Annotated in this window: 19 protein-coding genes; 10 read left to right on the top strand and 9 right to left on the bottom strand. The window is 61.4% G+C overall.

Annotated features, from left to right (window positions below; all coding sequences use genetic code 11):
* The first annotated feature begins 8 nt into the window (after nucleotides 1-8).
* Nucleotides 9-434 (top strand): HIT family protein, encoded by a 426-nt coding sequence (locus P9A16_RS07230; RefSeq protein ID WP_050744019.1) that lies wholly within the window; start codon nucleotides 9-11, stop codon nucleotides 432-434.
* A gap of 49 nt (nucleotides 435-483) precedes the next feature.
* Here P9A16_RS07230 and P9A16_RS07225 read toward each other — a convergent pair whose 3' ends face one another.
* The 8 genes from P9A16_RS07225 to P9A16_RS07190 form a co-directional block, all read right to left on the bottom strand.
* The gene (locus tag P9A16_RS07225) at nucleotides 484-828 is read right to left on the bottom strand and encodes an AzlD domain-containing protein (protein WP_278025614.1); all 345 of its coding nucleotides are present in this window, start codon (nucleotides 826-828) and stop codon (nucleotides 484-486) included.
* A complete protein-coding gene (locus tag P9A16_RS07220; protein ID WP_023515319.1) occupies nucleotides 825-1,559 on the bottom strand; it encodes an AzlC family ABC transporter permease in 735 nt (244 codons plus the stop codon). Before P9A16_RS07220 ends, P9A16_RS07225 begins: the two co-directional genes overlap by 4 nt.
* Before the next feature lie 252 nt (nucleotides 1,560-1,811).
* Nucleotides 1,812-4,322 (bottom strand): ATP-dependent Clp protease ATP-binding subunit ClpA, encoded by a 2,511-nt coding sequence (gene clpA / locus P9A16_RS07215; RefSeq protein WP_023515318.1) that lies wholly within the window; start codon nucleotides 4,320-4,322, stop codon nucleotides 1,812-1,814.
* A gap of 9 nt (nucleotides 4,323-4,331) precedes the next feature.
* On the bottom strand, nucleotides 4,332-4,682 hold the full coding sequence (clpS, locus tag P9A16_RS07210; RefSeq protein WP_037408383.1) for an ATP-dependent Clp protease adapter ClpS: 351 nt from the start codon (nucleotides 4,680-4,682) through the stop codon (nucleotides 4,332-4,334).
* Nucleotides 4,683-4,977: 295 nt separating this feature from the next.
* A complete protein-coding gene (locus tag P9A16_RS07205) occupies nucleotides 4,978-5,331 on the bottom strand; it encodes a phasin family protein (RefSeq protein WP_024271064.1) in 354 nt (117 codons plus the stop codon).
* Nucleotides 5,332-5,550: 219 nt separating this feature from the next.
* The gene (locus P9A16_RS07200) at nucleotides 5,551-5,754 is read right to left on the bottom strand and encodes a DUF3126 family protein (RefSeq protein WP_024271065.1); all 204 of its coding nucleotides are present in this window, start codon (nucleotides 5,752-5,754) and stop codon (nucleotides 5,551-5,553) included.
* A gap of 152 nt (nucleotides 5,755-5,906) precedes the next feature.
* Complete coding sequence (cysE, locus tag P9A16_RS07195) at nucleotides 5,907-6,740, bottom strand: serine O-acetyltransferase (RefSeq protein WP_050744023.1); 834 nt, start codon at nucleotides 6,738-6,740, stop codon at nucleotides 5,907-5,909.
* 88 nt (nucleotides 6,741-6,828) lie between these two features.
* Entirely contained in the window at nucleotides 6,829-7,614 is a 786-nt protein-coding gene (locus P9A16_RS07190; protein ID WP_023516618.1) for an alpha/beta fold hydrolase, read from the bottom strand.
* A gap of 166 nt (nucleotides 7,615-7,780) precedes the next feature.
* Between P9A16_RS07190 and P9A16_RS07185 the strand changes: the two genes are divergently transcribed.
* Complete coding sequence (locus tag P9A16_RS07185) at nucleotides 7,781-8,029, top strand: zinc-finger domain-containing protein (RefSeq protein WP_023516619.1); 249 nt, start codon at nucleotides 7,781-7,783, stop codon at nucleotides 8,027-8,029.
* A gap of 22 nt (nucleotides 8,030-8,051) precedes the next feature.
* On the top strand, nucleotides 8,052-9,212 hold the full coding sequence (locus P9A16_RS07180) for an FAD-dependent monooxygenase (RefSeq protein WP_278025612.1): 1,161 nt from the start codon (nucleotides 8,052-8,054) through the stop codon (nucleotides 9,210-9,212).
* 90 nt (nucleotides 9,213-9,302) lie between these two features.
* Here the strand turns inward: P9A16_RS07180 and P9A16_RS07175 are convergent, their stop codons facing one another.
* Complete coding sequence (locus P9A16_RS07175) at nucleotides 9,303-10,493, bottom strand: cystathionine beta-lyase (protein WP_023515489.1); 1,191 nt, start codon at nucleotides 10,491-10,493, stop codon at nucleotides 9,303-9,305.
* A gap of 357 nt (nucleotides 10,494-10,850) precedes the next feature.
* Between P9A16_RS07175 and P9A16_RS07170 the strand changes: the two genes are divergently transcribed.
* The 7 genes from P9A16_RS07170 to P9A16_RS07145 all read left to right on the top strand — a co-directional run bounded on the left by P9A16_RS07170 (nucleotide 10,851) and on the right by P9A16_RS07145 (nucleotide 17,255).
* Entirely contained in the window at nucleotides 10,851-11,879 is a 1,029-nt protein-coding gene (locus tag P9A16_RS07170) for an amino acid ABC transporter substrate-binding protein (protein ID WP_023515490.1), read from the top strand.
* A 97-nt stretch (nucleotides 11,880-11,976) separates the two neighbouring features.
* Nucleotides 11,977-13,185: an amino acid ABC transporter permease gene (locus P9A16_RS07165; protein ID WP_023515491.1), complete on the top strand. Its 1,209-nt coding sequence runs from the start codon at nucleotides 11,977-11,979 to the stop codon at nucleotides 13,183-13,185.
* A gap of 1 nt (nucleotide 13,186) precedes the next feature.
* The gene (locus tag P9A16_RS07160) at nucleotides 13,187-14,341 is read left to right on the top strand and encodes an amino acid ABC transporter permease (protein WP_024271067.1); all 1,155 of its coding nucleotides are present in this window, start codon (nucleotides 13,187-13,189) and stop codon (nucleotides 14,339-14,341) included.
* 19 nt (nucleotides 14,342-14,360) lie between these two features.
* A complete protein-coding gene (locus P9A16_RS07155) occupies nucleotides 14,361-15,137 on the top strand; it encodes an amino acid ABC transporter ATP-binding protein (RefSeq protein ID WP_023517566.1) in 777 nt (258 codons plus the stop codon).
* A 251-nt stretch (nucleotides 15,138-15,388) separates the two neighbouring features.
* Nucleotides 15,389-16,444 carry a type I restriction endonuclease gene (locus tag P9A16_RS07150; protein WP_023517567.1) on the top strand — a complete coding sequence of 352 codons (1,056 nt, stop codon included), beginning with the start codon at nucleotides 15,389-15,391 and terminating at the stop codon, nucleotides 16,442-16,444.
* A gap of 431 nt (nucleotides 16,445-16,875) precedes the next feature.
* Nucleotides 16,876-17,049 (top strand): helix-turn-helix domain-containing protein, encoded by a 174-nt coding sequence (locus tag P9A16_RS35695; RefSeq protein WP_336620594.1) that lies wholly within the window; start codon nucleotides 16,876-16,878, stop codon nucleotides 17,047-17,049.
* Nucleotides 17,046-17,255, top strand: a complete 210-nt coding sequence (locus P9A16_RS07145; RefSeq protein ID WP_278025611.1) for a hypothetical protein — start codon at nucleotides 17,046-17,048, stop codon at nucleotides 17,253-17,255. The genes P9A16_RS35695 and P9A16_RS07145 overlap by 4 nt, the downstream gene beginning before the upstream one ends.
* Nucleotides 17,256-17,462 lie beyond the last annotated feature (207 nt).

Raw genomic sequence — 17,462 nt, 5'->3', positions numbered from 1 at the left:
AGACGAGCATGACCGCCTACGACACGAACAACATCTTCGCAAAGATCCTGCGCGGCGAGATCCCCTCGCATCGCGTCTACGAGGATGACGACGCCGTCGCCTTCATGGATGTGATGCCGCAGGCAAACGGGCATACGCTCGTCATCCCCAAGACGCCGTCGCGCAACATCCTCGACGCTGCCCCCCAGACGCTGTCGCGCCTGCTGCCGGTGGTGCAGAAGGTGGCGGCCGCCGCCAAGGAGGCTTTCGAGGCCGATGGCGTCACTGTCATGCAGTTCAACGAACCGGCCGCCGGCCAGACCGTCTACCACCTGCATTTCCACGTCATCCCGCGCGTCGAGGGCCTGCCGCTGAAGCCGCATTCCGGTACGATGGAAGACCAGAGCGTGCTTGCCGCCAATGCGGAAAAGCTGCGCAGGGCATTGGCGCGGTAAGAAACACCACGAAAGCCGGAGACGGAGCGCGCGGAAGGCGCGCTCCGTTTCAAACGCCGAGCAGCGCCAGCCCTGCGGCAAGGAAAGCGATGGCCGCGGCGATGCCGGCGATCTGCCTGAATCGGCCGCCGAAGAAGAAGCAGAGACCGCCGAACACGACAGCCCCGAGGCGCAGCCAGAGAGGCGAAGCCTCCAGCGTGCCGGTCGGGAAGAAGATCAGCTTGGCGATGACCGCCGCCACCAGCGCCGTCGCCACCGCCCTCACCCAGTTCAGGACCTCGGACCGCTCGTCGATGCGATTGCCGGCGATGACACCCGCCCAGCGCCAGAGGTCCGTCGCCAGCCAGCCGGCAACGGCGATGTAGATATAAGGCCAAAGACCACCGAAACTCATCGCGCGGCCTCCCGGCGGCGCAGCGCCCTTTCGCCCCACCAGGCCGCGGTCCCCCCGATGACGCCGGTCAGGAGGATATCGTATTCCGGCGCGACGACCGCGAAGACGTAACCGAGCGCCAGGCCGATGCCGAGCGCCCAGTAGATCACCCGGTGACGCGCTGAAATCCAGATCGAGGTCAGAAAGTAGACCGGCGTCAGGAAGAAGAGACAGCCGGAAACGATCGGCGGAAATTCCGAAACCGCACCATAGACAAGGCCGACGAGCACAATATTGGTGAGCGTCAACGTCACGCCAAAGCCGGCGAAGAAGGCGACGCGGCCCCCACGCGGCACGTCCCTTACCTTCTCCATCGCAAAGACCCAGGCGGTGATGGCGACGAAATGCGAGATGATCAGCAACAGCCAGGTCGGCGTGCGGCTGGTGCGGATTTCCGGAATGAGCGCCGCCACCATCGGCATCATCCGCACCGACGAAAGCGTCACCGCGAGAAAGGCCGTGGCGATATGCGCACCCGACAGCATGGAGCCGACGAGAATCACTTTTGCCGGCAGCGCCCAGACCATGCCGGTCATGAACATCACCTGGTCGACCGGGATCTTCGCTTCCGCGGTAAAAGCCGCGAAACCGACGAAGGACAGCATCAGGATGATTGCCGGCAGGCTGAAGATGCCGCGCATGCCGAGGAGGAACCAGTGGATTTGGGGTTGGGGTTCGGGCGGGGCGGTCATTCAATTCTCTTGTAGCAAAGCAAGGCCGTACGGAGTTTTGTCCCGGCCCCATGAGTTGGCAAGCTCACTTCGCCCACTGCTGTCATCTCTGGCCTCCGACCCGAGGATCCACACCCGCCCCGTAGCGCTGGATGATCGGGGCAAGCCCGACCATGGCGGAGGAAGGGTTTGCGGCGGAGCGACGGTTGCGCCACGTCCTCAACAATATAGGCCGGGCAGTCGCCTGCCCGGCCCATTCGTTTCATCGAACCGTTATTTCTTGCGCGGCACCTTCGGAACGGCGCCGGACGACTTGCGCGGCGGCTCGTCCTTCGGTTCCTCTGCCTTGGCCTCCACCACCTTCTTCGAAGAGCGAGCCTTGGCGGGCGCGGCCTCCGCGGCGACGGTTTCCTTGGGCTTGCGGGGCTTGGCCTTCTTGGCGGCAGCCTCCTCGACCTCGGCCTTTGGCTTGATCCGCGCCGTCTCCGGCACGGCGTCGAGAATCAGGCCCTTCGAGCCGTCTTCCTTCACACCGACGGAGACGCGCACGACGCCGCCCTTCTTGAGCTTGCCGAAGAGGATTTCGTCGGCCAGCTTCTTCTTGATGTTCTCCTGGATAACACGCGCCAACGGACGGGCACCCATCTTCTCGTCGTAGCCCTTCTCGGCCAGCCAAGCGATTGCCTCCTGCTGGAGATCGAAGGTGACGTTGCGCTCGGCAAGCTGGGTTTCCAGCTGCATGACGAACTTCTGCACGACCTGATGGATGACCGGCGTCGGCAGCGAGCCGAACGGGATGATCGCATCGAGACGGTTGCGGAATTCCGGCGTGAACAGGCGGTTGATCGCCTCCATGTCCTCGCCCTCGCGCTTCGACGAGCCGAAGCCGATGGCAGCCTTGGCCATGTCGGACGCGCCCGCATTGGTCGTCATGATCAGGATAACGTTGCGGAAGTCGATCTTCTTGCCGTTGTGGTCGGTCAGCGAGCCGTGATCCATGACCTGCAACAGGATGTTGTAGAGGTCCGGATGCGCCTTCTCGATCTCGTCGAGCAGCAGCACGCAATGCGGATGCTGATCGACGCCATCGGTCAGGAGACCGCCCTGGTCGAAGCCGACATAGCCGGGAGGTGCACCGAGCAGACGCGAGACCGTGTGCCGCTCCATGTATTCCGACATGTCGAAGCGCAGGAGTTCCACGCCGAGCGACGATGCGAGCTGCTTGGCGACTTCCGTCTTGCCGACGCCGGTGGGGCCGGAGAAGAGGTAGCAGCCGATCGGCTTGTTCGGCTCGCGCAGGCCCGCGCGGGCAAGCTTGATCGCCGACGACAGCGCCTCGATCGCAAGGTCCTGGCCGTAGACGACGGAGCGCAGCTCCTTGTCGAGGTTGGCAAGAACCTGCTCGTCGTCCTTCGACACCGTCTTTGCCGGAATGCGGGCCATGGTGGCGATCGTCGCCTCGATCTCCTTCTCGGTGATCAGCTTGCGGCGCTTCCCCACGGGCAGCAGCATCTGGGCCGCACCGGTCTCGTCGATCACGTCGATCGCCTTGTCCGGCAGCTTGCGGTCGTTGATGTAGCGCGCCGACAGTTCCACCGCCGTCTTGATCGCCTCGTTGGAGTATTTCAGCTTGTGATACTCCTCGAAGTAGGGCTTCAGCCCCTTCATGATCTCGATCGTGTCGTCGATGGTCGGCTCGTTGACGTCGATCTTCTGGAAGCGGCGGACAAGCGCCCGGTCCTTCTCGAAGAACTGGCGGTACTCCTTGTAGGTCGTCGAGCCGATGCAGCGGATCGCACCGGACGACAACGCCGGCTTCAGGAGGTTCGAGGCGTCCATCGCCCCGCCGGACGTTGCGCCGGCGCCGATCACCGTATGGATCTCGTCGATGAACAACACAGCGCCCGGATAGTCTTCGAGCTCCTTGACGACCTGCTTCAGCCGTTCTTCGAAATCGCCGCGATAGCGCGTTCCGGCGAGCAGCGTGCCCATGTCGAGCGAGAAAATCGTCGCGTCAGCGAGCGCTTCCGGCACTTTGCCCTCGACGATGCGCTTGGCGAGGCCCTCGGCGATAGCGGTCTTGCCGACGCCGGGATCGCCCACATAGAGCGGGTTGTTCTTGGAGCGGCGGCACAGGACCTGGATCGTCCGGTTGACCTCGGCATGACGGCCGATCAAGGGGTCGATCTTGCCGTTCTTGGCCTTCTCGTTGAGATTGACGCAATAGGCCGTCAGGGCATCCTGCTTCTTGGCAGGCTCTTCCTGCTCGCTGGCGCCGCGGGTCTGCTTCTGCTCGTTCTCGCTCTCCTCCGCGCCGCGCACCTTTCGCTCCTCGGTCGAACCGGGGCGCTTTCCGATGCCATGCGAGATGAAGTTGACGGCATCGTAGCGTGTCATCTCCTGCTCCTGCAGGAAATAAGCGGCATGGCTTTCGCGCTCGGCGAAGATCGCGACGAGCACGTTGGCGCCGGTCACTTCTTCGCGACCGGACGACTGGACATGGATCACCGCACGCTGGATGACGCGCTGGAAGCCGGAGGTCGGCTTGGAGTCTTCCTCGTAGCCCGTCACCAGATTGGCGAGGTCATGGTCGACATAGTCGGTGACGGTCTTGCGCAACACGTCGAGATTGACGTTGCAGGCCCCCATCACGGCCGCCGCGTCGGCGTCGTCGATAAGGGCCAGCAGGAGGTGCTCGAGCGTCGCATATTCGTGGTGGCGCTCGTTCGCGTAGGTCAGTGCCTGGTGGAGCGCCTTTTCAAGGCTTGCAGAAAATGTTGGCACGTTCGTTCCTCATTTCTTTTCCATGACACATTGCAGCGGATGCTGGTGCTGGCGGGAGAAATCCATCACCTGTGTCACTTTGGTTTCGGCAACCTCGTAGGTGAACACGCCGCACTCGCCTACGCCATGATTGTGCACATGCAGCATGATCCGTGTCGCCGCTTCGCGGTCCTTCTGGAAGAAACGTTCCAGAATGTGGATCACAAACTCCATGGGCGTATAATCATCATTGAGAAGCAGGACGCGGTACAGGCTCGGCTTCTTCGTCTTAGGTTTCGTGCGGGTAATGACGGAGGTGCTGCGACCGGGAGTGTCGCCGCCGCCTTCCCCATCCTGCATTCGAACCCGTCTCACATCCATTTTCGTGTTCATTCCCTTGACTGTGACCCGGACCGCGGGCCCTTCATGCGGTCGCTTTGCCTGTGGCGCACCGCTTGTCCGAGGTTGCCTTCTGGAGCTGTTATCTAATGTCTCGGCCCACGATTGTAAGACCCCCGCTTCGCACTGCAATCATAATCGCGGGTCATCCGAAGGAAATAGCGAAATTTGCCGCCGCCGCGTCAGCCTCGCGCAATCCCCGGAACGCGCAAAGGCCGGCTGCGGTTGCCCGCAGCCGGCCGATGAACGCTATACGCGTACGCAGTACTTGGAAAAATCAGGCGGCGACGGCAGCCTTGGCAGCGGCAGTCGCCTTGGCGACCGGTGCTTCGTAGGGCTTGTAGGCGCCCTTGGCGAGATCGGCATACATTTCGCTGAGCTTGGTGGCTTCGGCGACGAAACCTTCATAGGAGGACTTCACGAAGGCCGTCTGCAGTTCGAGAGCAGCTTCGACGCTCTTGACGCCCGAGAGCTTTTCGAAGTGAGCCACGCCGTTCTCGAAGGACTTCTTCGAATAGTCGGCGGTCTCGGTGGCGATCGCCTGCCAGCTCTGGGCAGCAGTGGTGTAGCTCTTGACGAACGTGTCCACGGCTTCCTTGCCCTTCTTGTTTGCCTCGTCGAAATTGAACATCGAAGTCTCCTTTGGATCCCGGTGGTATGGTCCGAAATCTATATGCAATGCACAAAAAAGTCAACAAAGATGCTGCATTGCAATATTTTGCAACCAAAGCAAGAGCTTGCGCAATAGGTACGATTATTGGACCTGACAAAAGCCGATTTGTCGCAAAAGAATAACAAAAGGCCCGGCGCCAAGGGCAGCCGGGCCTTAAACCTTGCGAATACCGATCGATCAGAGGTCGATGTCGAGGATCGCCATGGAGAAGTTGTAGGACAGTTCGCCGTCCTCGTCGTCGCGGAAGATGACGCCCAGGAACTCGTCGCCGAGATAGACTTCCGCAGACTCATCCTTGCGCGGACGGGCCTTGATGACAATCTCCTTGTTGAGATTGCGCTTGAAGTAGGCCTCGAGTTTCCTGATTTCTTCCGGCTTCACGATCTGTCTCCGTAACGGTTGATTTGCCGCGCTTCTCGCACCTGCCTCCGGCCCTGTAAACCCTCGAATTCCCCGAGAAAGCGACTTTTCCCGCTTTGGAGCCCTTCGCGCAACGCCGGGTGCAGAACTGCGTTACGCCTTCGCTGGCATTACTAGAGATCGTAGTCGAAGGCCGCCAGGAGCTGGTCCATGGCACGCGACGGCTCGTTGCAGCCCGCCTCGCCGATCACCTTGGCCGGCACGCCGGCAACGGTCGATTTCGGTGGAACGGGCTTGAGCACGACGGAGCCAGCAGCAATGCGCGAGCAATGGCCGACATGGATGTTGCCGAGGATCTTGGCCCCCGCGCCGATCATCACGCCGTCGCCGATCTTCGGATGACGGTCACCCCCCTCCTTGCCGGTGCCGCCGAGCGTGACATTGTGGAGGATCGAGACATTGTCGCCGATGACGGCCGTCTCGCCGACGACGAGGCCCGTCGCATGGTCGAGAAAGAAGCCCTTGCCGATGCGCGCAGCCGGATTGATGTCCGTCTGGAAAACGCTGGAGGAGCGGCTTTGCAGGTAGAGCGAGAGGTCGCGCCGGCCCTTCGTGTACAGCCAGTTCGCCAGACGGTGGGTCTGGATGGCGTGGAATCCCTTGAAATAGAGCACGGCATCAAGGAAGCGCAGGCAGGCAGGGTCACGGTCATAGACGGCCTGGATATCGACGCGCAGGATTCCGCCCCATTCCGGCCAGTCTTCCAGCATCTCGTCGAAAATCTGGTGCAGGAGGTTGGCCTGCAGGTCCGGATGGTCGAGCCGCTCGCAGACGCGGTGGATCACGCTTTCCTCGAGCGAACGCTGGTTCAGCACCGTCGAATAGAGGAAGGCCGCCAGCAGCGGCTCGGCCTGGGCGGCGACGCGGGCTTCCTCGCGCAGGCTGTCCCAGATCGGATCCATGGCCTTGAGCTTCTCGCCGGCCCTGAGTTCGTTCATCGCGACCATCGCCGCACTCCTTGTCGTCTGTCCCATTCAATATAGAGCAAATGGTGCCGGTGCGAAATGGCTGGCGCCGATCGTCGTAAACGGCCGCTCAGCGACCGCCGATCTCCGCATAGAATTCCAGAACAGCGTGTTTGAAGACCTTGTCGCCGACAGCCAGCATGTGGTCGCGACCGGGAATGTCGAGCGCCCTTGCGTCCGGCATCAGGTCGGCGAGCGGCTGTGGCGCCCCGGCGATATCGTCCTTCGTGCCGACGCCGATCAGCGCGGGCATGTCGATGCGCGCCATGTCGGCTTCCGTCAGGAGATCGCGCGAGGTCATGATGCAGGCGGCAAGCGCCTGCCGGTCGGATTTCGTCTGGTCGGCAAAGGCCCTGAACATGCGGCCGCGATCGTGCGTCACCACGTCGAGCGAGGGCGCCAGCAGCGCATCGGCAATGGGGTCCCAGTCGCCGACACCCTCCACCATGCCGATGCCGAGCCCGCCGAAGACGACGGAGCGCACGCGGTGCGGATGGGCGAGTGCCAGGAAGGCAGTGATGCGCGCGCCCATGGAGTAGCCGAACACATGGGCTTCGGGGATCGCCAGATGATCGAGCAGCGCAGCCGCATCGCCGGCCATCAGCGGCGGCGTGTAGAGCGCGGGATCATGCGGCTTGGCGCTCTTGCCGTGGCCGCGGTTGTCGAGCGCGATGACGCGGTAGCCGGCATCGCCCAGCGTCTTCAGCCAGCCGGGAAACACCCAGTTGACATTGGCGCTGGAGGCAAAGCCATGGATCAGCAGCACCGGTGGGCCCGACGGGTCGCCCTCGTCGAAGAAGGCGAGCTCCAGGCCATCATGGGTGAAACGGGAAAAGGGCGGGGGATCAAGGTTCATCGCGGGCCGTCTTTCGTTTGCATGCCCTGCTCTTACTGCCCTTTGCCCGCGGAGAAAACGGCAGGCATGCGGAAATCTCCCGGGGCGCGGCGGTTTTGCATCTACACATTTGCCGTGAAGGCGACTATGGTCCGCGCCAGAAAGACGGCATTTCAGGAGCATTGACATGGCTGGCCACAGCATTCCCCATTTCCAGAACGACGGCGGCCATGGCTCGATCGAGATCGGCGTGAAGGAATTCATGTGCGTCGGCGCCTCGGTGCCCTATGACCACCCGCATGTCTTCCTCGACATGGGCGACGACAACGAGAAGGTCTGCCCCTACTGCTCGACGCTCTACCGCTACAACCCGGCACTCAAGGCCAGCCAGACCGATCCGGCCGGCTGCATCTTCACCAACCAGGTCGCGGCGTGACGGCCGGAAGGCCGCCGCAGACATGCCCTCCGTAAAATCCGCATGCATCGTCGGGGCCGGCATTGCCGGCCTGACGGCAGCTCTCGCGCTCGCCCGCAAGGGCATTGCCGTGCATGTCCTGGAACAGGCGCCCGCACTCGAAGAAGTCGGCGCCGGCCTGCAGCTTTCGCCCAACGCCTCGCGCATCCTTGCCGATCTCGGCCTCCTCGATGCCCTTGCCGCGTGCTGGAGCGAACCGGACCATATCCTCCTGTCCTCGGGCCATATGCTTGCCCCCCTCGCCTCCGTCCCGGCCGGTGCCGCCGCGCGCAAGCGCTGGGGCGCGCCCTATGGCGTGCTGCATCGCGCCTCGCTGCAGGCCGTACTGGTAGATGCCGTCAGCCGGGAACCGCTCTGCACGCTGACGACCGGCCGGCGAATCGATACAGCCGAGGACGCTTTGGCCATCGCACCGGCCGACGTGGTCATCGCCGCCGACGGTGTCTGGTCGGCGCTGCGAAAGGCGGTGCCGGGCGCCCTGCCGGCGCGGTATTCGGGGACAATCGCCTGGCGTTTTCTGGTGCCCTATGGCGCCGCGCCGCCCTTCCTCAATCCGCGCACGGTGACAGCCTTTCTCGGCCCGCAGGCCCACCTGGTCGCCTATCCGCTGGCCGAGGCACAGGCGTTCAATGTCGTTGCCCTTCACGCGCATGGGCAGACACCGGCCGCCGGCTGGTCCCGCACGGGCGATGCCGCCGCCCGCACCCGCCTGCTCGATGCCTTCTCACGCTGGCACGCCGATATCCGCCAGATGCTCGCAGAAGCGCGCGGTCCGCTGATGTGGCCGCTTTTCGAATGCCCCGACGGGGCCTGGACCGATGGACGCCAACTCGTGCTCCTCGGCGATGCCGCCCATGCCATGACGCCTTTTGCCGCCCAGGGCGCAGCGATGGCGATCGAGGATGCGGCGCTCTTGGCAAACCGTCTCGCCCGAACATCCGACACGGCACAGGCGCTCCGGCAGTTCGAGGCGACCCGCCGCGAGCGGGTCGCCAGTGTGCGCCGCCGCGGCGCCTTCAATCGATTCGCCTACCACGCCCGCGGCCCGATCGCGCTCAGCCGCAATCTCGTCCTGTCGCTGCGCGGGCCCGAAAGCCTCGCCGCCGATCTCGACTGGCTTTACGGCTACCGCACACCGGAGTGAACGGGCGCCGGAAATCTTCCGCTTCTCCTACAGAGTGGAGATGACCACGCGTGGGCGGAGAGGACGCCAACGCGCCCTCCCCAAGAGCTGTCAGACAGCCCGCGCCGCCGCCAGGCCACGCTCGATGTCGGCCTTGATGTCCTTCACGTCCTCAAGCCCGATCTGAAGGCGAAGCACCGGGCCTTCCTCCGGCCCCTTGGCAACGCGGCGATCGCCGAGATTGACGTGCACCGCAAGGCACTCGAAGCCGCCCCAGGAATAGCCAAGGCCGAAAATGCCGAGCGCATCGAGGAAGGTATGGGCCTTCGCCTTGTAGCGCTCCGGCGAACCGCCCTTGAGGACGATGGAGAAGATGCCGCTTGCGCCCTTGAAGTCGCGCTTCCAGAGGTCATGGCCGGGGAAGCTCGGCAGAGCCGGGTGCAATACGCGGGAAACATCGTCGACACCCTCCAGCCAGCGCGCCAGCTCGAGCGCGCTTTCCTGGTGCCGCTCCAGCCGTACGCCCATGGTGCGCAGTCCGCGTAGCACCTGATAGGCATCGTCGGGCGAGGCACAGGTGCCGAGCGTGATCTGCGTCTCGTGCAGCTGTTCCCAATGGGCCGCATTGGCCGAGACCGTGCCGAACAGCACATCCGAATGGCCGGCCGGGTATTTCGTCGCCGCATGGATGGAGATGTCGACGCCGAAATCCAGCGGGCGGAAATAGAGCGGCGTCGCCCAGGTGTTGTCCATGCTGACCACGGCGCCGTGCTTGTGCGCGACGGCAGCGATCGCTGGGATGTCCTGCATCTCGAAGGTGTTGGAGCCGGGCGCCTCCGTATGCACCAGCCTTGTGTTCGGCCGGATCAGCGCCGCGATGCCGGCACCGATGGCCGGGTCGTAGTATTCGACCGTAACGCCGAGGCGCTTCAGCATGGTGTCGCAGAAATGGCGGGTCGGATGGTAGACCGAATCGACGATGAGCGCATGGTCGCCTGCCGACAGGAAAGCGAGGAACGGCACGGTGACGGCGGCAAGGCCCGAGGGCACGAGGATGGTGCCGGCCGAGCCTTCCAACTCGTCGATCGCCGCGCAGAGCGCGTCCGTCGTCGGCGTGCCGCGCGTGCCGTAGGTGTATTTCTGCGCCCGGCTTTCCATGGTCGCCGCATCGGGAAAGAGCACGGTAGAGGCGTGAACGACGGGCGGATTGACGAAACCGTGGTAGTCCGCCGGGTCGTTTCCGGCATGGGCAAGGCGGGTGTTCACGCCGGCGCCGGCGAGGATTTCGTCTCTGTTTTTCATGATCGATCCGAGGAAGGCAGGAGGGGATTTGAGGCGCTGACTTTTGGACAGGCGCGGCGACAGGTCAACCCCATGCGACAGCGTGGACGCGGCTTCCAAAGCGCTTCAAGTGGGAAAGACGCGAATTTTTTGAGCGGTTTACTGCACAAATCCACGATTTTTCGCCCAAAACCACAGCAATCGCCGACAAATTTAGGTTACCGGCCGGAAAATGGCGGCGCTCACTTGACCCTGTGAAATTTTGAGCATGAGATAAGCAACCTCGCGCCGGGAGGGTGGCGAGTTCCATGGGCGCGCCCGTCAAAGGGTGCGGGGCCTGCGGACAAAACAAAGACAACAGAAAAAGGTTGTGAAAAAATGGCAAAAAAAATCGTGACGGCGCTCGTTGGCGCTGCCGTACTGGGGCTTGGCGCGACGGCAGCACAGGCAGACACGCTCTCTGACGTGAAGGCCAAGGGCTTCGTGCAGTGCGGCGTGAACGGTTCGAACCTCGCCGGTTTCGGCGCGCAGGATTCGTCGGGCAATTGGGCTGGCCTCGACGTCGATCTCTGCAAGGCCGTGGCCGCTGCCGTCTTCGGCGATGCCACCAAGGTGAAATTCACCCCGCTCTCGGCCAAGGACCGCTTCCCGGCCCTGCAGTCGGGCGAAATCGATCTTCTTGCCCGCAACACCACCTGGAGCGTCAGCCGCGATTCGCAGCTCGGCTTCGATTTCCGCGCCGTGAACTACTATGACGGCCAGGGCTTCATGGTGAAGAAGGAACTCGGCGTGAAGTCCGCGCTGGAACTGTCCGGCGCCTCCGTCTGCGTCCAGTCCGGCACGACGACGGAACTGAACCTTGCCGACTACTTCCGCTCCAACAACATGGACTTCAAGCCGGTCGTCTTCGAAGCGCAGGACGAAGCGGACGCCGCCTACAATGCCGGCCGCTGCGACGCCTACACGACCGACGCCTCGGGCCTCTACTCCATCCGCCTGAAGATGGCCAATCCGGACGACCACATGGTTCTGCCGGAAATCATCTCCAAGGAGCCGCTCGGCCCGGCCGTTCGCCAGAACGATTCGAAGTGGTTCGACATCGTGACCTGGTCGCACTATGCGATGGTGGCTGCCGAAGAGTTCGGCATCACGACGGCCAATGTCGAGGAGATGAAGAAGTCCGCCAACCCGGACATCAAGCGCTTCCTCGGCGAAGAGGCTGATTCGACGATCGGCGCCGACCTCGGTCTGCCGAAGGACTGGGCCGTGCAGATCATCAAGGCCGTCGGCAACTACGGTGAATCCTTCGAGCGCAATGTCGGCGAAGGTTCCCCGCTCAAGATCGCCCGCGGCCTGAATGCGCTGTGGACGAAGGGCGGCCTGCAGTACGCACCGCCGGTCCGCTAAGCGGTTCGCGCACACTCCTTCCGGGAGGGCAGATAGCTGCCCTCCCCTTTAAACAGAACGCCCGGAAAACAGGGCGAACCAACGTCAGGGGAAATGCATGGCTCTTGCGGATGCCCGAACAGGGTCCGGCGAACCGCCGAAGGTATCTCTTCTCTACAATCCGGCACTGAGAAGCATCGTCTATCAGGTCGTCACGCTCGTCGTGATCATCTCGGCCGTCTGGTACGCGTGGAACAACGTCGTCCAGAACCTCGCGCGTGCCAACATGACGGCCGGATTCGGCTTTCTGAACAGCCGCGCCGGCTTCGACCTCGCGCAGACATTGATCGCCTATTCGAGCGACTCGACCTATTTCCGGGCGCTCCAGGTCGGTCTTATCAACACGCTCGTCGTCGCCGTCGCCGGCATTGTCACCGCGACGATCGTCGGCCTGCTCGTCGGTATCGGGCGGCTGTCGCACAACTGGCTGATCGCCCGGCTCTGCACGGTCTATGTGGAAATCTTCCGCAACATTCCGCCGTTGCTCGTCATCTTCTTCTGGTATCTCGGCGTTCTCGCCCTGCTGCCGTCGATCCGCACCATCTTCCAGCATCTCAAGGAGGATCCGGACGCCGTCTTCTTCATCTCGAACCGCGGCATCTACATGCCGGCGCCGGTCTTCGGCGAGGGCTTCGGGGTCGTGGCATCCGCCTTTGTGATCGGCGTTCTTGCCGCCATCGCCTTTGCCGTCTGGGCCAATGCGCGCCAGCGTGCCACGGGCCAGCGCCCACCGGTGCTGTGGGTCAATCTCGGCCTGATCGTGCTCTTCCCCTTCCTCGTCTTCCTCGTCATGGGCAGCCCCGTGACGCTCGACTACGCGGTGCCCGGCTCCTTCAACATGAAGGGCGGCATGGTCATCGGGCCGGAATTCCTGGCACTCTACCTCGCACTGTCGCTCTACACGGCCTCGTTCATCGCCGAGATCGTGCGCGCCGGCATCCGCGGCGTGTCCAAGGGCCAGTCGGAAGCCTCCTATGCGCTGGGGCTGCGCCCCGGCCAGGCGACCCGCCTCGTCGTGCTGCCGCAGGCGCTCAGGATCATCATTCCGCCGCTCACCTCGCAGTATCTCAACCTCATCAAGAACTCCTCGCTCGCGGTCGCCGTCGGTTATGCCGACCTCGTCGCGGTCGGCGGTACCATCCTCAACCAGTCCGGCAAGTCGATCGAGATCATCTCGATCTGGATGCTGATCTATGTCTCGATCAGCCTCATAACCTCGCTGTTCATGAACTGGTTCAACGCCAAGATGGCCCTGGTGGAGCGCTGAGATGGCTGAAAGCATTACCTATGTCCGCGACCGGTTCCTCGAAGCGGAAAAGCCGCCGTCCTCCGACCGTTCGGTGTTCGCCTGGATCCATCGCAACCTCTTTGCGTCCGTCACCGACGGTGCAATGACCATTGTCGCCATCCTGGCGATCGTCTGGTACCTGCCGGCAGCCCTCAACTGGCTGTTCGTCTCCGCCGTGTGGACCGGGACCGACCGCATGGCGTGCCTCACCACCGAGCAGGGCGGCCAGCTTCCCGCCGGCTGGAGCGGCGCGTGCTGGGCCTATGTGAACGACCGCTTCGTGCAGTTCATGTTCGGCTCCTATCCGCGCGACCAGCTGTGGCGCCCGCTGCTCGTCGTCGTCATGTTCGTCGGTCTGCTCATCCCGTTCCTGATGCCGAAGGCGCCGCGCAAGGGGCTGAACGCGCTCCTGCTGCTCGTCGTCTTCCCGATCGTCTCCTTCTTCCTGCTGCTCGGCGGCTCGTTCGGCCTGCGCCATGTGGAGACCTCGCTGTGGGGCGGATTGATGGTGACGCTCATCATCTCCTTCGTCGGCATCGTCGTCTCGCTGCCCGCCGGTATCCTGCTGGCGCTCGGCCGCCGCTCGACCATGCCGATCCTGAAGACGGTCTGCATCGCCTTCATCGAACTGATCCGCGGCGTGCCGCTGATCACCGTTCTCTTCATGGCCAGCGTGCTCCTGCCGCTGTTCCTCGAGCCCGGCAACAATATCGACAAGTTCCTGCGCGCGCTGATCGGTGTGTCGATCTTCGCATCCGCCTATATGGCGGAGGTTATTCGCGGTGGTCTTCAAGCCATTCCGAAAGGACAATATGAAGCGGCCGACGCTCTTGGTCTAAACTACTTCCACAAAATGACCTTCGTCGTGCTTCCGCAGGCCATCAAACTCGTGATCCCGGGTATCGTGAACACCTTCATCGGCATGTTCAAGGATACCTCCCTCGTCACGATCATTTCGATGTATGACCTGCTCGGCATCGTGAAGGCGAGTTTTGGGGATTCGGGCTGGATCACGCCGGTCACACCGTTGACAGGCCTGATCTTCGCCGGCTTCGTATTCTGGATTTTCTGCTTCGGCATGTCGCGCTATTCGGCCTTCGTGGAACGCCGGCTCGATACGAACCACAAGAGATAACTGAGAGGAAACAACAACAATGGCAAACCAGGCCCAGGCGCAACAGATGACGGTCTCCGCGACGGACGTCGCCGTCGAGATCGTCAACATGAACAAGTGGTACGGCGATTTCCACGTGCTGCGCGACATCAATCTCAAAGTCATGAAGGGCGAACGCATCGTCATCGCCGGCCCGTCGGGCTCCGGCAAGTCGACGATGATCCGCTGCATCAACCGCCTGGAAGAGCATCAGAAGGGTCAGATCGTCGTCGATGGCATCGAGCTCACCAACGATCTGAAAAAGATCGACGAGGTGCGCCGCGAGGTCGGCATGGTGTTCCAGCACTTCAACCTCTTCCCGCATCTGACGATCCTCGAAAACTGCACGCTCGCCCCGATCTGGGTACGCAAGATGCCGAAGAAGGAAGCCGAGGAAGTGGCGATGCACTACCTCAAGCGCGTCAAGATCCCGGAACAGGCGAACAAGTATCCCGGGCAGCTCTCCGGCGGCCAGCAGCAGCGCGTGGCGATCGCCCGTTCGCTGTGCATGAAGCCGAAGATCATGCTGTTCGACGAGCCGACATCGGCGCTCGATCCGGAAATGGTCAAGGAAGTGCTCGACACCATGGTGTCACTGGCCGAGGAAGGCATGACCATGCTGTGCGTGACGCACGAAATGGGCTTTGCCCGTCAGGTCGCCAACCGGGTGATCTTCATGGACCAGGGCCAGATCGTCGAGCAGAATTCGCCGGCCGAGTTCTTCGACAACCCGCAGCACGAGCGTACCAAGCTCTTCCTGAGCCAGATCCTGCACTAGCGGCAGCCAAGGTCCCGTAGCACAGTGCAAGGCCGGAGCATCCCGCAAGATGCTTCGGCCTTTTGTATTGTCCGCCTCTTCCCATCCACTACAGCAATACGTCCTCCCTTTTTTTCAGCTACCGCAGACGACAGCCTTCAAAAACACGTGGCAAGAGAAGAGCACTGTAAACTCAGACCAGCAAAGGCAAGCGGCTTGACTTGCAACGAATGATTGCGCAACTCTATCAAGATAACGGGTAGGGGGAAAAAATGAGTACGGTAGAGGAAAGCCTGCGAGCAATCGCAGAGCGCGTAAAGTCGCATTCGAGCACGATGGCAACTGAAGAAGCTGTGAAAACAGCTGTGGTACTCCCGTTCCTCCGCTCACTGGGATACGACGTGTTCGACCCAACCGAGGTCGTCCCCGAGTTCACAGCCGACGCAGTGGGCAAGAAAGGCGAGAAAGTTGACTACGCCATCAAGATCGATGGTGAAATTCGAATTCTGATCGAATGCAAACCCATCTCAGTCCAGTTGGACAAAAAGCACCTCGACCAGCTCTTCAGATACTTCACGGTTACCAATGCGAAATTTGCCATATTGACCAATGGACGGACCTTCAATTTCTACACGGATCTTGAGGCCACCAACAAACTGGACACCCGGCCATTCTTCGTCTTCGACTTGACTGACTTCAACGCAGGAATCCTGTCCGAACTTCGCAAATTTGAAAAAGGCTCCTTTGACGTATCAGCAATCCTAGCAACAGCCGAGCGTCTCAAATACACGTCGGGGGTAAAGCAGGAAATATCAAAGCTGATAGAAGATCCTACCGAAGAGTTTGTGCGCTTGGTATCCCGAAGTGTATATGACGGCCAGATGCGTGCACAGGCAAAGGAAATGTTTACCGGTATTGTCCGCGCAGCCTTCAGAGAAGTGATAATGGACTCAGTAAAAAATCGCCTCTCCAGCGCACTTGCTGATACACAGGAAGTTATTCAAAACATTGAAGAGCCGACAGAAGATGAGCCAGAGGTTGTTACCACAGACGAGGAGCGTGAGGGCTACATGATCGTGAAGGCGATTGTGCGGGATACGATTGACTCCAAACGGATCGCTATGCGCGACGCAAAATCCTATTGTGCCGTGCTCGTTGACAACAACAACCGACGCCCGCTGGCTCGCCTATGGTTCAACCGTTCCGTTAAATACATCGGTCTTTTTGACGGCGAGACTGAAGATCGCACAATCATCGATTCACTTGATCAAATTTACGATCACAGCGAAAGGCTCCGGGCTACAGCAAGGAGATACGCAGGTGAATGAGCTGTGATCAGCTAAGCTTGCATTAGCACCAGCGTTGGCGGCGCATGCACATGAATGCCACCTTCGCTGGATATCACAAGTTCAAAATGGCTAAAAACGCCAACGACATAATGGAACTGGAAAACACAACAGTTGGCGGAAGAGGTGTCTATCATACCAATGCAGCTAAGCAATTGATATTGCCTAGCTCTTTATTTTAAGATTTTCAGAAGTACCCCAACAAATACCCCGAGAGAAAAGAGCTAGGGGCGCGGTAACGAGCGTCACGGAAAGAAAAAGCTTGACAAATTTTGTAAATGGCCCTATTGTGCATCTCGTTTTGAGTGCAGAAGGGTACGCATACAAAACTACGACAAAATGTAAATCCTGTCAACCCCTCGGAGGAAAAAATTTTGGAAGCTGCGAATGACAACCAGCCAGGCGACCTTTTGATGGGCGCCGGTGCGATTGCGAAGCATCTCGGTATCACGAGCCGCCAACTGTATCGCCTGTGCTATGCGGGCAGCGTCCCGACGTTCAAGCTAGGGGGCGCTGTCGCTGCGCGCCGCTCCACCCTCGCCCGGTGGCTGGATGAGCAAGAATCCGGCGCGAGGGCGACGGCATGACGGCCGACGAGATCCAAGCAGAGATTGAAGCCTTCGACCGGAGTGCCCGTGCCCTGTTCGGCCTGGAAGACGGCGACGATTGGCAACACTTCACCAGCGAGTCCGAACATCCTGACCTTTATCGCCAGCGGCGAAGGCTGGAGCGGAACCTCGCCCTGGCCGAAGCCGCCACCCGCCTAGTCCCTCCCCGCCCGCGCGGCTCCTGACCGCCCGCTTCGAAGCTGAGATGCTCTCGGATCATAAGACCCGAGAGCGGCATCAGTCAGGATCCAAAAAGATATCTCAGGGAAAGCATTAGGGTTTCGACAATAAGCCTCGCCGCTACATTCTCAAATATTCTTTTATACATACTGTTACTCCTTGTTTTCTTGTTATTGGTATTCAGAAACTGAATACATTTGTAGAATATCAAG

The sequence above is a fragment of the Shinella sp. 838 genome, from assembly GCF_029623935.1.
Taxonomy (GTDB): Bacteria; Pseudomonadota; Alphaproteobacteria; order Rhizobiales; family Rhizobiaceae; genus Shinella.
The sequence above is the reverse complement of the archived record's forward strand: the minus strand, read 5'-3'. Positions and strand labels throughout refer to the sequence as shown.

Coding starts and splice junctions, on each gene's coding strand:
- P9A16_RS07230 (WP_050744019.1), top strand. CDS start 9: ATGACCGCCTACGACACGAACAACATCTTCGCAAAGATCCTGCGCGGC.
- P9A16_RS07225 (WP_278025614.1), bottom strand. CDS start 828: ATGAGTTTCGGTGGTCTTTGGCCTTATATCTACATCGCCGTTGCCGGC.
- P9A16_RS07220 (WP_023515319.1), bottom strand. CDS start 1,559: ATGACCGCCCCGCCCGAACCCCAACCCCAAATCCACTGGTTCCTCCTC.
- clpS (WP_037408383.1), bottom strand. CDS start 4,682: ATGGATGTGAGACGGGTTCGAATGCAGGATGGGGAAGGCGGCGGCGAC.
- P9A16_RS07205 (WP_024271064.1), bottom strand. CDS start 5,331: ATGTTCAATTTCGACGAGGCAAACAAGAAGGGCAAGGAAGCCGTGGAC.
- cysE (WP_050744023.1), bottom strand. CDS start 6,740: ATGGTCGCGATGAACGAACTCAGGGCCGGCGAGAAGCTCAAGGCCATG.
- P9A16_RS07190 (WP_023516618.1), bottom strand. CDS start 7,614: ATGAACCTTGATCCCCCGCCCTTTTCCCGTTTCACCCATGATGGCCTG.
- P9A16_RS07185 (WP_023516619.1), top strand. CDS start 7,781: ATGGCTGGCCACAGCATTCCCCATTTCCAGAACGACGGCGGCCATGGC.
- P9A16_RS07180 (WP_278025612.1), top strand. CDS start 8,052: ATGCCCTCCGTAAAATCCGCATGCATCGTCGGGGCCGGCATTGCCGGC.
- P9A16_RS07175 (WP_023515489.1), bottom strand. CDS start 10,493: ATGAAAAACAGAGACGAAATCCTCGCCGGCGCCGGCGTGAACACCCGC.
- P9A16_RS07170 (WP_023515490.1), top strand. CDS start 10,851: ATGGCAAAAAAAATCGTGACGGCGCTCGTTGGCGCTGCCGTACTGGGG.
- P9A16_RS07165 (WP_023515491.1), top strand. CDS start 11,977: ATGGCTCTTGCGGATGCCCGAACAGGGTCCGGCGAACCGCCGAAGGTA.
- P9A16_RS07160 (WP_024271067.1), top strand. CDS start 13,187: ATGGCTGAAAGCATTACCTATGTCCGCGACCGGTTCCTCGAAGCGGAA.
- P9A16_RS07155 (WP_023517566.1), top strand. CDS start 14,361: ATGGCAAACCAGGCCCAGGCGCAACAGATGACGGTCTCCGCGACGGAC.
- P9A16_RS07150 (WP_023517567.1), top strand. CDS start 15,389: ATGAGTACGGTAGAGGAAAGCCTGCGAGCAATCGCAGAGCGCGTAAAG.
- P9A16_RS35695 (WP_336620594.1), top strand. CDS start 16,876: ATGGGCGCCGGTGCGATTGCGAAGCATCTCGGTATCACGAGCCGCCAA.
- P9A16_RS07145 (WP_278025611.1), top strand. CDS start 17,046: ATGACGGCCGACGAGATCCAAGCAGAGATTGAAGCCTTCGACCGGAGT.